This window comes from Burkholderia sp. WP9, from assembly GCF_900104795.1.
Lineage (GTDB): Bacteria > Pseudomonadota > Gammaproteobacteria > Burkholderiales > Burkholderiaceae > Paraburkholderia.
Genome location: NZ_FNTG01000002.1, coordinates 2826813 through 2839243, shown reverse-complemented (window position 1 = coordinate 2839243; position 12431 = coordinate 2826813). Strand labels below are relative to the sequence as shown.

General features: G+C 60.3%; 14 protein-coding genes. 5 read left to right on the top strand and 9 right to left on the bottom strand.

All coding sequences use genetic code 11. The annotated features are described in order from the left end of the window. Positions 1–3: 3 nt before the first annotated feature. Positions 4–126: a hypothetical protein gene (locus tag BLW71_RS42455; RefSeq protein ID WP_286162180.1), complete on the bottom strand. Its 123-nt coding sequence runs from the start codon at positions 124–126 to the stop codon at positions 4–6. Next, positions 123–494: a GFA family protein gene (locus BLW71_RS33780; RefSeq protein WP_091807408.1), complete on the bottom strand. Its 372-nt coding sequence runs from the start codon at positions 492–494 to the stop codon at positions 123–125. Before BLW71_RS33780 ends, BLW71_RS42455 begins: the two co-directional genes overlap by 4 nt. A 209-nt stretch (positions 495–703) precedes the next feature. On the opposite strand from BLW71_RS33780, the gene BLW71_RS33775 reads away from it, so the two are divergent. The 3 genes from BLW71_RS33775 to BLW71_RS33765 all read left to right on the top strand — a co-directional run bounded on the left by BLW71_RS33775 (position 704) and on the right by BLW71_RS33765 (position 3000). Continuing rightward, on the top strand, positions 704–1243 hold the full coding sequence (locus tag BLW71_RS33775) for a thioredoxin family protein (protein WP_091807406.1): 540 nt from the start codon (positions 704–706) through the stop codon (positions 1241–1243). 207 nt (positions 1244–1450) lie between these two features. After that, complete coding sequence (locus BLW71_RS33770; RefSeq protein WP_091809197.1) at positions 1451–1702, top strand: DUF4148 domain-containing protein; 252 nt, start codon at positions 1451–1453, stop codon at positions 1700–1702. Between the two features lie 194 nt (positions 1703–1896). Further along, the gene (locus BLW71_RS33765) at positions 1897–3000 is read left to right on the top strand and encodes a linear amide C-N hydrolase (RefSeq protein ID WP_091807403.1); all 1104 of its coding nucleotides are present in this window, start codon (positions 1897–1899) and stop codon (positions 2998–3000) included. A 22-nt stretch (positions 3001–3022) separates the two neighbouring features. On the opposite strand, the gene BLW71_RS33760 is transcribed toward BLW71_RS33765, so the two are convergent. The 3 genes from BLW71_RS33760 to BLW71_RS33750 form a co-directional block, all read right to left on the bottom strand. Beyond that, a complete protein-coding gene (locus tag BLW71_RS33760; RefSeq protein WP_091807400.1) occupies positions 3023–3724 on the bottom strand; it encodes an OmpA family protein in 702 nt (233 codons plus the stop codon). A 91-nt stretch (positions 3725–3815) separates the two neighbouring features. Next, positions 3816–4580 carry a flagellar motor protein gene (locus BLW71_RS33755; RefSeq protein WP_091807398.1) on the bottom strand — a complete coding sequence of 255 codons (765 nt, stop codon included), beginning with the start codon at positions 4578–4580 and terminating at the stop codon, positions 3816–3818. 72 nt (positions 4581–4652) lie between these two features. Next, positions 4653–5897: a Crp/Fnr family transcriptional regulator gene (locus BLW71_RS33750; protein ID WP_091807395.1), complete on the bottom strand. Its 1245-nt coding sequence runs from the start codon at positions 5895–5897 to the stop codon at positions 4653–4655. A 506-nt stretch (positions 5898–6403) separates the two neighbouring features. Between BLW71_RS33750 and BLW71_RS41820 the strand changes: the two genes are divergently transcribed. Together BLW71_RS41820 and BLW71_RS33745 are read left to right on the top strand one after the other, a co-directional pair. Next, entirely contained in the window at positions 6404–6553 is a 150-nt protein-coding gene (locus BLW71_RS41820) for a hypothetical protein (protein ID WP_177205159.1), read from the top strand. Between the two features lie 63 nt (positions 6554–6616). Then, entirely contained in the window at positions 6617–6967 is a 351-nt protein-coding gene (locus BLW71_RS33745; RefSeq protein ID WP_091807393.1) for a DUF4148 domain-containing protein, read from the top strand. A 182-nt stretch (positions 6968–7149) separates the two neighbouring features. On the opposite strand, the gene BLW71_RS33740 is transcribed toward BLW71_RS33745, so the two are convergent. The 4 genes from BLW71_RS33740 to BLW71_RS33725 form a co-directional block, all read right to left on the bottom strand. After that, the gene (locus BLW71_RS33740) at positions 7150–8001 is read right to left on the bottom strand and encodes a carbohydrate ABC transporter permease (RefSeq protein WP_091807391.1); all 852 of its coding nucleotides are present in this window, start codon (positions 7999–8001) and stop codon (positions 7150–7152) included. Positions 8002–8011: 10 nt separating this feature from the next. Beyond that, the gene (locus BLW71_RS33735; protein WP_091807389.1) at positions 8012–8992 is read right to left on the bottom strand and encodes a carbohydrate ABC transporter permease; all 981 of its coding nucleotides are present in this window, start codon (positions 8990–8992) and stop codon (positions 8012–8014) included. Positions 8993–9095: 103 nt separating this feature from the next. After that, positions 9096–10349 (bottom strand): ABC transporter substrate-binding protein, encoded by a 1254-nt coding sequence (locus BLW71_RS33730; protein WP_091807386.1) that lies wholly within the window; start codon positions 10347–10349, stop codon positions 9096–9098. An 88-nt stretch (positions 10350–10437) separates the two neighbouring features. Next, positions 10438–12423 carry a beta-galactosidase gene (locus BLW71_RS33725; protein ID WP_091807383.1) on the bottom strand — a complete coding sequence of 662 codons (1986 nt, stop codon included), beginning with the start codon at positions 12421–12423 and terminating at the stop codon, positions 10438–10440. Positions 12424–12431 lie beyond the last annotated feature (8 nt).

Sequence of the window (12431 nt, the reverse complement as noted above, 5' to 3'; positions counted from 1 at the left end):
GGATCATCTCCGTTGGCGTTTTACCTGCGTCCGGCTCGCACCCACCAGCGAACAGTGCACCGGATGCGCCAGTTCGGCGGCAAGACCGCCGGATACGAATACGAGGATGGCGAGCAGGCGTTTCATGCGTCCTCCAGCACGGACAGGCTGGCGCCGTCGGCAACCGCTGCTTCCAGACTATACGGATCGACGCCTTCCAGGCAACCGATGTTGACGCGCCACTGCAGCGGGTCTTTGCGCGTCTGATGAAACGGATAAATACCGCAGTGCTTGCAGAAAAAATGCCGCGCCACCCGCGTGTTGAATTGATAGAGCGTCAGCGCATCTTCGCCGCTCAGAATCTTCAACTGACTCGCCGGAAACAGCGGCGTCATCAATGCGCCCTTGCGACGGCACAGGCTGCAGTTGCAGCGCCCGGCGGGGACGATCGGGGTTCGCACTTCGAATCTGACGGCCCCGCAGTGGCAGGACCCATGCAGCAAGTCGGCGCTCATGATGCTCTCCGTGATTGGCAATGCCTGCTTTATAGCCTGGCGCGCACGGCGATTTGTGTCGCAGTGTATCTGGACGGCGGCCGGATACACAACATTGCACTCGCGCGGATTGGACGACACAAGCCAGATACCTGCGCACGCTCCAATACGGTCATTCGCGGCTGAAGCGCGAATTGCCGTTCCTTGCCTCTTCCTGAAAGGACTCTGACATGCTCTGCCGACCCAAGATCAAAACCCTCGCCGCCGTCACGGTGATTGCCGCCGCAACCGCTGCCAGCATTGCCCTCGCCGCGGACCCGTTCGAAAACCATGCGCCCGCGCCCGAATTCACCGGCATTTCGAATTGGCTCAACAGCGGTCCGCTGACGCTGCAGCAACTGCGCGGCAAGGTGGTGCTGGTCGACTTCTGGACCTATACCTGCGTCAACTGCGTGAATACGCTGCCCTATGTGAAGAGCTGGCATCAGAAGTACAAAGACCAGGGGCTGACGGTCATCGGCGTGCATACGCCCGAGTATCCGTTCGAGCGCGACACCGACAACGTCATGTCGGCGCTCAAGCGCTTCGGCATTACTTATCCGGTCGCCCAGGACAATCGTTACGCGACCTGGAACGCCTACGAGAACCAGTATTGGCCGGCCTTCTATCTGATCGACAAAAAAGGGCAAATCGTCTACACCCATTTCGGCGAAGGCGCCTATGCGCAGACTGAAGCGAAGATTCAGGCATTGCTCGCGCAAAAGGAATAGCCACGATTTCATGTCGAAATGTATCGGCGAATTAGGGCGATACACAAGCTTGCAATTCGCGGCTTTCCCGACACATGCCAGATACGCCCGCACGGTTCAATACATCAACGCCGCTTCACAGAAGCGATCGCAATCCAGCAAGTACTGACCACTGCCCTTGCTTCCGACCTGCGGGCGTCTCTTATCCAACCGTTCAAGGAGAACGATATGAAAGTTTCTATGATCGCTTTTACTCTGGCTGCCAGTGTGCTCGGAAGTCTTGCTCACGCCGCGGAGCTGCCGGCTCCCGCTGACAATGTGAATGCTTCGCAGATCGCGTCGGCCCAGCAGCCGCAATGGTCCGCAAACGCAGCCGCCAGCGCGCAGAAAACGCGGGCACAGGTTCGCCAGGAACTCGTGCAGGCGGAGAACGACGGTCAGCTTGCCAACCTGAATCGCACACTCTATGCGGGCGGTTGAGCAGGTGCCTCGAATGGACGTCACCAGCTATTCTGAAAGCGCGCCTCGTGACGCACGTGCCGTGTGGTACGCCCGTGCGCTAAACGTGCTGGCCGCAGGTTGAGCATCGCTCGACGAATCCGTTATTCTCTCCTTGGCGGCAAGCCCCGCCGATTCGAAATGGATACCCATGGGCCCGTTTCAAGGAGATCGTCATGTGTGGTGTGCTTCGCAAGCTCCGTTATGCCGTGGCCGGTTCGGTCCTCGCTGCGCTTGCCCTATTCGCCTCGTCGCTCGCCAACGGCTGCACGCGCGCGCTCTACGTGGGCGACGACGGCACGGTGATAACCGGGCGCTCGATGGATTGGTCCGAAGACATGCGCTCGAACCTCTGGGTTTTTCCCGCCGGGATCGAGCGCGACGGCGCAGCGGGTCCGCGCACGCCGCACTGGACGTCGAAATACGGCAGCGTGGTCGTATCCGGCTATGAAATCGGCAGTGTCGACGGCATGAACGAACGCGGCCTCGTGACCAACGTGCTCTATTTGACCGAAACCGATTATGGCAAACCTGACGCGTCGCGCCCGCTCATGTCGATCAGTCTCTGGGCGCAGTATGCACTCGATAATTTCGCCACGGTGGCCGAGGCAGTCGATGCGCTCGGCCGCGAACCGTTTCAGATCATTGCACCGCCCTTGCCCAACGGCAAACCGTTGACGTTGCACCTCGCGCTCTCGGATTCGCAGGGCGATTCGGCGATTCTCGAATATCTCGACGGCAAGCTCGTGATCCATCACGGCAAGGCATTCAAGATCATGACCAATTCGCCTATCTATAGCGAACAGCTCGCCCTCGACACCTATTGGCGAGGCGTCGGCGGCCTCACCTTCCTGCCGGGCACGAATCGCGCGGCGGATCGCTTCGTGCGCGCATCGTTTCTGATGGATGCCATTCCGAAGCACCTCGATCCCAACTATATTGCCGGCGTGCCTCAACAGTCGTATGCGTTTCAGGCTGCGGCCGGCGTGATGAGTGTGATGCGCGCCGTGAGTGTGCCGCTGGGAATTACTACGCCGGGTCAGCCGAATATTTCATCGACGATCTGGCGCACTGTGTCCGACCAGAAGAATCTCGTGTATTACTTCGATTCGTCGACGCGGCCCGATACGTTCTGGGTGCCGCTTAACAAGCTGAATCTGAAACCCGGCGCGCCCGTGATGAAGCTGACCATCGACGGCGGCCAGGTGATGTCGGGCGACGTATCGGGTTCCTTCGTGCCGACGCCTTCGTTCAAGTTCATGCCCGCGAAGGCGCCGTGACTAGCGCGAATGGAAAAGCCGCTCAGTACTCGACGAGAATGGTCACGCGCCGGTTCGCGGCGCGTGCGGCCGCGTCGTCGCCGATAATCAGGGGGAAATTGTCGGCGCGGCCAATAGCGGCCATTCTGTGCGCTTCGATGCCTCTGTCGGCGAAGAAGCGCACCACCGCGCCTGCCCGCGCGGAAGACAGCTCCCAATTGGATTCGTACTTCGCCGTCGAGATAGGCACACTATCCGTATGCCCTTCCACCAGAATGTTGTTCTTCGACCGGTCACGCAACACCTGGGCAATCTGGTTCAACACGTCGAATGACTCGGGCAATAGGCGCGCGTCGCCCGAGTTGAACAGAATCTTTGCGTTGATGGCAATCTCAACGCCTTGAGCGGCATTTGAAATCGTAATCTGACGGTTGTCCTGAAGCGACTCCAGTAGAGCGAGCAAGCGCTTCTTCGAGACATCCGGCGCAGGTGCCGCGGTCTGGGACGGTTGGACGTGGCCGGCGGCCGGCGCCTCTGCCGCTGCGTGGTGCTCCAGCGCCTTGATTTCCAGTTCCCGCGTTTTTGCCAGCTGAAGCACGTAGAGCGCAAGGAACAACACCATGAGGGTGGTGATGAGGTCGGCGTAGGAAATCAGCCAGCGCCCGGACTGCTCCTCGCCTTCGTCGGCGGCGTCATAGCCGGTTTTGTCCGCAGCGAGGCGCTTGTTACCCGAAGAGATGTTCATAACCGAAAAGTCTGCGTTTCAAATGACGTGTGATTCGCGCGGCGCCGCTCGCCGGCAGCGAGCAGGCAGCAGCCGGCGCGGTCCGAACCGGTTAGCCCAGCAACTCGGCCGATCTTTCCCGCACGTCGCCCGCAAGCCGCGTTTCGATTGTGTGAGGCGACTCCTTGCGCGAGATCGCGAGCAAGCCGTCGAGATATAGACGCCTGAAGCGCAATTCGCTATCCACCTGCGCCCTGATCTTCCCGTACAACGGCAGAAAGACCAGATTCGCCAAAGCCAGGCCGTATAGCGTCGCGACGAAAGCCATCGCGATACCTTGCCCGAGTTGCGCGGGTTCCAGCATATGGCCGGTCACCTGAATCAGACCGAGTACGGCGCCCAGAATGCCGAACGTCGGCGCGTAGCCGCCCGCCTGTTGCCAGATCCGTGCAGCCGCCATGTGATTGCGTTCATAAGCAACCAGTTCCCGTTGCAGGGCGTCTTCGAGCACCGCTGTCGATACGCCGTTTGCCAGCAACTCCAAGCCTCGTTGCGCAAACGGATTGATGCCGCCCGCCCCGATCGATTCGAACACGAGCATGCCGTTGAGCTTGGCCTGATCGCCCCACTCCAGCAGGACGGCGAGACTCTCGCGATCCACCTGTCTTGCCTTCACGAAGGCAAGGCGCAGTTGCTTCATGCCGTCGTAAAACCGCGCCCACGTGTTCTGAATCATTACCGCGCCGAACGTGCCACCAAGGACGATGACAAACGCCTCCAACTGGAACAGCGAGGTAAAGTGGCCACCCTCGAGCGAGAAGCCCGCGACGATCGCCGTCACGCCGACCAGGGCGCCAAATAGCGTCAAAAGATCCATACATCCTCTCGAATGGCCAACCGGGCCATCAAACCCTTCAGTAAACAATGCCCGCCGCCGGTGTGCCGCGCGTCAAACGTCCAGATTGGAAAGCGGCGCGCTAGTGGCAACCGGCGATTTGATCGCCCGCACGGTGTCGAGGAAACGGTCTTCGATTTCCGCAATTTCCAGCGGATCGATCTTGATCTCACGACGCATGACCCACGAGACTTCTTTCTTTCTCGCTTCGGTCATCACCGAGAGCAGGCGCTCCGCGACAGGCTGGCCCGTCACCGCGGAAAGCAGTTTCGCGAGGTCATAGGTATCGAACGCGCTCACCGCTTCGAACAACGTCCGCTGATCGACAAACTCCAGATCGTCGAGTGACTTCAGGTCGCTCAGAGCGCGCGCATTGCGGCGCGAAAAGTAGCTGATGCCCTTTTCCTCGACGTAGTTCAAGACTTTGGACTTGCGAAACGCGAAGATGTCTTCGGCAATTTCCGCGTTCGACAGTTTGTTGAGAATCACCTTCTTCTCGACGCCGATCAACGCCTCCAGGTCGTCCAGTTCGATCAACTCCAACTCGCTGCTGATGGAAAGGTCGAGATCGTGGTCCGCTACCTGCTGCGCACGCTCGATGATTCGCGCCGGATCGAACGTGACCAGTTGCCGGCTCGTCGCGCCGTCCTGCGCCGAATAGCGCGCCGACGTGTTGCTCACGCGATCGGACCGGCCGGGTTCGAGCGAAACGAGATTGAGTTTCTCCATCCGTTTGAGCATGGCCATGACATGCGGACGCGAATGGCCGGCAATCGCATGACACTTCTTGATCACTTCGGGCAACGGCACCGAAAATTCCTCGCCTTGCGCGCGGCGCAGGCGGCCGTCGAAGCGGTCGGCGTTTTCGCTTCCCGCCATCAAGGAGAGAACGTGCGCGTAAGAGACCACGCCAGGCAGGAAGTCGGCATGCGTATTCGTGGCGAGAACATCGTCCTTCTTCTTGACACGCCGGATCAGCGTGCGGACGATATGGCGAAGCAACGGCGACACGCGCGCGAGTTCCTCCTCCACCACGTCCGCCGCAACGACGGTCAATTGACAGAAGCTCAGTGCTTTAGCGGTGTGCGCTCGTGGCTCGGGCGGCAACAAGGCCGCCTCGCCGAAGAACTCGCCTTTACCCAGCGTGGCGAGAATCACTTTCTTCTCGTCGCACTGAGTGGAGATTTCGACTTTGCCATCTGCAATGACGTAGACGACAGCGTCGCCCGCGAAGCCTTCGGAATAGATGACTTCGCCCGGAGCCGCTGTACGCGACCATGGCGATCGTTGGTGATTCAAGATTCATTCCCCCGAAGAGCTAATTCCTCGGTCAGCGCGCGCCCTGCCGAGGGCGTGCACGTGGCCGATGGTCCAGATTATTTGACTGGATATCGACATGCAAAACGCAAAGCTTTAATAAACGTAATCGTCAGACCTTATTGCGCAAACGTTTGGCAGCCTTTCTGGACAAGGCTTTGCGCGATGTAGGCTTTTTTCCGGGGATGGCTGCGCCGCACACTCCAAGGCATGCCTGGCGGCGAAAAAGCGCTGGACTTGCTATGTGTCGACGTTCAGGCAAATGTAAGAATCACACTTGATGCATAAACGCGAAAAAAATTTGGAATAAGAGGAAACCCGATGTGTTTGCCCTTACGTAGACAGCAACGAACACTGCTACGCGACTCACGAAACAACCACGTAAGCGGTGCTCCAGTTGCAAGTAGGACATGTTGGTAGTCAGGCAAAGACGTAGCTTCACTCGAACCGAAAGGTATTTCCAATTTCACTCTATTTAGGCATCCAAAATGAAAAGCAAACTCGCAATGATTCTCTCGCTGATCGTCCTCGCTTCGGCAGGTGTCGTGACTCAGGCCTCTGCGAAAGAGCACGTTCACACGAGCACGCAGCAGTGTGTCGGTCCCGCAAGTTTCTGCACCCCGTACTTCGGCAGCTAAGTACCCACTATTTTTCGGCAATCGTTGCCGTCAATTCATCACCGTCAAAAAGGAATTTTTATCATGAAAAAAGCTCTTGTTTGTCTCGCTCTCGCCGCCGGCGCATTGACCGCTCCCGTTCTGAGCTTCGCGCAATCGAATCCGCCCGTCACCCGCGCCGAAGTGCGTGCCGACCTGGTGCGTCTCGAACAGGCTGGCTACAACCCGTCGGTCGCGAACGACGCTGACTATCCTGCCTCGATCCAGGCAGCCGAAGCAAAGGTCGCGGCGCAAGATGCTTCCCAGACGACTCAATCGTCGTACGGTGGCGTTGCTCAGAATGGCACCGCTTCATCAGGCATGCGCAAAGCTATGCCGACCGATTCGAGCTGCGTCGGTCCGGTCAGTTTCTGCAATGTTTTCTTCGGAAGCTGAATGACGCGCATCGGGAATCCTGCTGAACTTCACCTACACACAGGATTCCTGCTTTTTTTCTTGTCATGGATGCGCTGCTTCTCATCGACGGCAATGCGAATGCAATTGCCCGGTGGTGAAGGACAGGCTGGCACGGCGGACCCACGCCGCAGGCAACCTTTCCTGCACCACCTGTTACCGCTTCATCCCTTCGTGGCGCCGAACGTCAAGCCGGCCACGAAATGCTTCTGCATTGCAAAGAACATTGCCACAGAAGGCAACGCCGCGAGAATCGATCCCGCCGAAACAAGATTCCATGCCGTGGTCCACTGCCCTTTCAATGCGGCCACGCCCACGGTGATCGGCGCGGCGTCGTCGCCTTGCGTCAGACACAGCGCCCAGAAGTAGTCGTTCCAGACGAACGTGAACACGAGAATCGCCAGTGCCGCGAGCGCCGGACGGATCAAAGGCAGCACGATCTTGAAGAACACGGTCCACTCATTCGCGCCTTCGATGCGCGCTGCCTCGACCAGTTCGAACGGCAACTGCTTGATGAAGTTGCGCAGAAACAGCGCGCAAAATCCCGTCTGAAACGACACGTGAAACAGAATCAGTGCACTGACTGTATTGAACAGGCCGAGTTGCAAGGACAAATCCCGCACCGGAATCATCAGCACCTGCACCGGCACGAAATTCCCCGCCACGAACGTGGCGAACAAGGTCGAATTGCCGCGGAACCGGTAGATCGCCAGCGCGAAACCGGCCATCGCGGCCAGTGCAATCGACCCGACCACGGCGGGCACCGTAATCAGCACACTGTTCCAGAAGTAGTGCAACATCGGCGACGTGGTCAGCGCCTCGCGGTAGTTATCGAACATCGCGAAGTGCTTCGGCCATCCCCAGTAGTTGCCCTCGCTCAGTTCCTCCGAGGAGCGCACCGATGTGACCAGCACCGCGATCATCGGCAGCAGCCAGATCAGCAGAGCGACAGGCAACGTCAGTTTGTACATGCGGCGAGTGGCCGGCTTCCATTTGTCGATGGGAATCGGAAACATGGTCGGCTCCTTATTGCTCGGCGCGCAGCATCCGCCGCAAGTGATAAACGATGTACACCAGCATGATGGCGAACAGCACGACCGCCACCGCCGCCGAATAGCCGATGCGGTAGTACTTGATCGCCTGGTCGTACATGTAATACGCCAGCACGGTCGAACTTTCGAATGGGCCGCCGCCCGTCATCACCGAGATCAGATCGAAACTACGCAGTGCGCCGATGATGGTCACGACGATCGCCATGAAGGTGGTCGGCCGCAGTTGCGGCAGGATCACGTGCCACAGCATCGACCAGCCGCGTGCCCCTTCCATGCGCGCGGCTTCGATCTGTTCGGCGTTCAGCGAAGTCAGGCCGGTGAGATAAAGAATCATGCAATAGGCGGTTTGCGGCCACAGTGCCGCGAACACGATCCCGAAAGTCGCGTAACGCGGGTCGCCGAGCACGGGCACGCCATGGCCGAGAATCACCGCGAGCAGGCCGAAGGTCGGATCGTAAAACCACGAGAAGATCAAACCGACCACCACGCCCGACAGCACGAACGGCGCGAAGAAAAGCGACTTCACGATACGGATGCCGGCGACCGCCTGATTCAGGTACAACGCAACGGCCAGTCCCATCGGCGGGGCGAGCAGGAACAGCAGCAGCCAGATGACGTTGTTCTTGAGCGCCGTGTAAAAGGTCTGCGCATGGAATAACTCCACGTAGTTCGCGAGGCCGACGAACGACGGCTCGCTCATCCCATCCCAGTTGAAAAAGCTCAGGCGGATGGTCGACAGGATCGGCCACACCACGTAGATGGCCACCATCACGCAAGCCGGCGCGAGGAACAGAAAGGCGGCACGCCGCTGCCGACGCGCGGTGGGCGACGGACGGCGCCGCCGCGCGGTGGCGGCTTTGCCGCGCAACGCGCCGCCCGGCGTGGGCAAACCCGGACCGCCGGGTTCAGCGGGACCGCCGACAGTGTGGCGGGTAACGGAATGCGACACGATCATTCTCCATCCAACATTCTTGTCGACCAGAGTTAGCGCTTTACTCTGGTCCCATGCAAAGCTGTCGACCAGATGCAACGAAAGGCGGCCTCGCGGCCGCCACCGCTCACTTCTTGTAGATCCGCTTGCGCGTCTGCTCAAGTTGCGCAAGCACGTCGTCGATCTTCGCAGGATCGGAAATGAACTGCTGCATCCCCTTCATCCCCTCGTCGGCCATTTCCTTGGTCATGTCGCGATCATAAAACTGCGCAATGCCGCCCTTGGTGTTCGCAAGAATCTGGAAGCCGATCTTCGAGATCGGATCTTCCGGCTCCGGCGACTTGCTGTTCGCCGACAGCGAACCGAGCCCGGTTGCCAGCTTCGCGCCGATTTCCGGTGTCTCGACGAACGCAAGGAAGGTGTGGGCGTCGGCCTTGTTCTTCGCCTTCGACGGAATATGCAGCGACTCGACCGGACCGTCTTCGGCGGTCGGCACCTTCGCGTCGATGACCGGGAACTGGAAGTAGCCCATCTCCGGTTTCACGTTAGGCGGGAAACCCGCAGTGATGAACGTGCCCATCAGCATCATCGCGGCCTTGCCCTGGAACAGGAACGGCTGCACCGAATCGAGATCGTAGGAGAGCGCGTTGTCGATGAAGTAGCCCGCGTCGATCAGTTGCTTCCAGGTCGTGTAGACCTTCTTCACGCGCGGATCGGTGTAGGGGATTTCGCCCGCCATCAACTTCTGATGAAACGCATTGCCGTTCAAACGCAGGTCGAGATAGTCGAACCAGCCGGCCAGCGTCCATGAGTCGCGGCCCGCCACGGCGATCGGCGTGATGCCGGCGGCCTTCAGCTTCTTGCAGTCTTCGAGAAACTGATCCCAGGTTTTCGGCTCGCCGCTAATACCGGCCTTTTGAAAGAGATCCTTGCGATAGAACATGCCCCACGAGTAGTACACGGTCGGCGCGGCGTACTGCTTGCCTTTATACGACGACGCTTCCTTGGTCGACGCATACATGTCGTTCCAGCCGTTCTTCGCCCAGTCACCGCTCAGATCTTCGAACAGGCCGCGCTGCGCGTAATAGGCCATACGTTCGCCGTCATGCCAGTTGACGATATCGGGCGCGACGGTCGTGAGCCAGCCGGGCAATTGCACCTTGTACGCCTCTTCATCGACGAAGGACACCTTCACGTCGATACCGGGATGCGCTTTCTTGAACTCGTCGATAACCGACTGCCACACCGCGCGCTGGCTCGCGCCCTTGAACGCGATGTTGGCGGTGAGCGTGCCCGCCTGTGCGCTAGTGACGACGGACGTCCCCGCAGCCGCAGCGGCCAGCGCGAGTGCCAACAGAATCTTGCGTGGTTTCAGTTTCATGCTGCCTGTCTCCTTTATTCCTTGATTTTGCGTCGTTGTCGGTACTGCATGGAATTTCGTAGGCCACTGCCTCAGTGCAGTCGGATCGTCATTGCGTTCGATAGACTGCCACACCCTGCGGTTCGATCGTGTGCGAACCGATCACGAACGCGTCTCCGGCCACGCCGTCGAGCGTATGCGGTTCGTCGCCGTAATTGAACACGTAAGTCAGCGCGCCGCGGCGGCTCACCCGCACGCTGTCGCCGAGCGGCGTCGTTGCAAGGCCCGCCTCCCGCGCGATCCTATCGAACAGGCGCACCGTGAGCGAATCATCGAACAGACTCGCGAGGTAGTGAAACGCGCCGCTTCGCACATAGGCGGGGTGGCCGTCCGCGAAACGCGCGCGCACGTCGAGCGAATCCGCTGCGTCGCTGTCGATGAAATCGCGCCAGTGGCGTGCGAAACCGTCGTCTCCATTCGTACCCGCGTTGTCGGCGAGTCGCACCGTTTCCGTCACGTTCGGCCGCATCGATTCGACGCGCCATACGCGCAGCGGCAGCACCGAAGCCAGCGCGCCGGGCGGCAGGTTCGCGGGAATCTGCAAATCGCCCGTTTTCGAACCGGTGCGCGGACCGAGCACGACCTGAGCGCCGGAGCTTGCCAGACGCTGCGCGAAATCGGCCGGCACCACCGGCAGCGGCGGCACGACGATCAGGCTGTAGCCATCCAGCGGCGCGTCGGCCGGCACGATATCCACGTCGAGCCCGAGCGCACGCAGCGCCGAGTAATACTCGAAGGCGAAGCGCGGATAGTGAAAGTCCGCACCCTGCGGATGAATCTCGAACAGCCACTTCGCCTCGTAGTCATAAACGAGCGCGACTTTCGAGCGGATTGCGGCGTTGGCGTCGGCATTCGCGCCGAGCACCGCGTGAATCTCGCCGGCGACCTGCGCCGCCTCGTTGCCGCCCACATCGAGCCGGTTATCGGGCGTGTTCAGTCCTGCATGCATCTGCTCCTGCGCGAACGGCGCCTGACGCCAACGGAAGTACGACACGCAACCCGCGCCGTGCGCGAACGCCTCCCAACTCCAGAGCCGCACCATGCCCGGCAGCGGCGCCGGATTCCACAGCGCCCAGTTGACCGGACCCGGCTGCTGCTCCATCACCCAGAACGGCAGCTTCGACATGCCACGATAGACGTCGTGATTGAACGACGCGAAGTCGGGATGCCCACTGCGCAACCAGCGCGCCTTCACCTCCGGCGCGAACCATTGCTCTTCGAGCGCGCCGAGCGGATAGCTGTCCCACGTCGCGATGTCGAGATCCGCGGCGACCTTGTAGTGATCGAACTCGGTGAAGAGTTGCATGAAGTTGTGCGCGACCGGACGCCCGGGCGAATGCGCGCGGATGATCTCGACCTGCATGCGGTTGTAGCGCGCCACCTCGTCGGAGGCGAAACGCCGGTAATCGAGGCGATGCGAAGGATGCGCTTCCGTCACGGTCGCCACCGGCGCGTCGATCTCGTCGAAGCTGCGGTACTCCATGCTCCAGAACACCGTGCCCCAAGCACGGTTCAATGCGTCGACGGTTTGATAGCGTGCTTTGAGCCACTCGCGAAAGCGCCCCACGGCGGCCGGCGAATAACTGACCACCGTGTGATGGCAGCCGAATTCATTGTCGGTCTGCCAGTACGCGACAGCCGGATGCTTGCCGTAGCGCTCGGCCACTGCCGTGCAAATCCGCTGCGAGGCGGCGAAATACGACGGCGATGAGAAGTCGTAATGGCGTCGCGAGCCGAATGCACGCGGGCGGCCGTCCGCGCCGATCGGCAGAATGTCGGGATGGCGGTCGATCAACCACTTGGGCGGTGTCGCCGTCGGCGTGCACATCACCACCTGCAGGCCGGCCGCGCCCAGCACGTCGATCGAACGGTCGAGCCAGCCCCAATCGTATTCGCCGGGCGTAGGCTCGATCCGGCTCCAGGCAAACTCGGCGATCCGCACCTGTTCGATGCCGAGGGCTTTCATCCGGCGGGCGTCGTCTTCCCACATCGACTCCGGCCAGTGTTCCGGGTAATAACAGACTCCAAGGCGCATGCGAATGT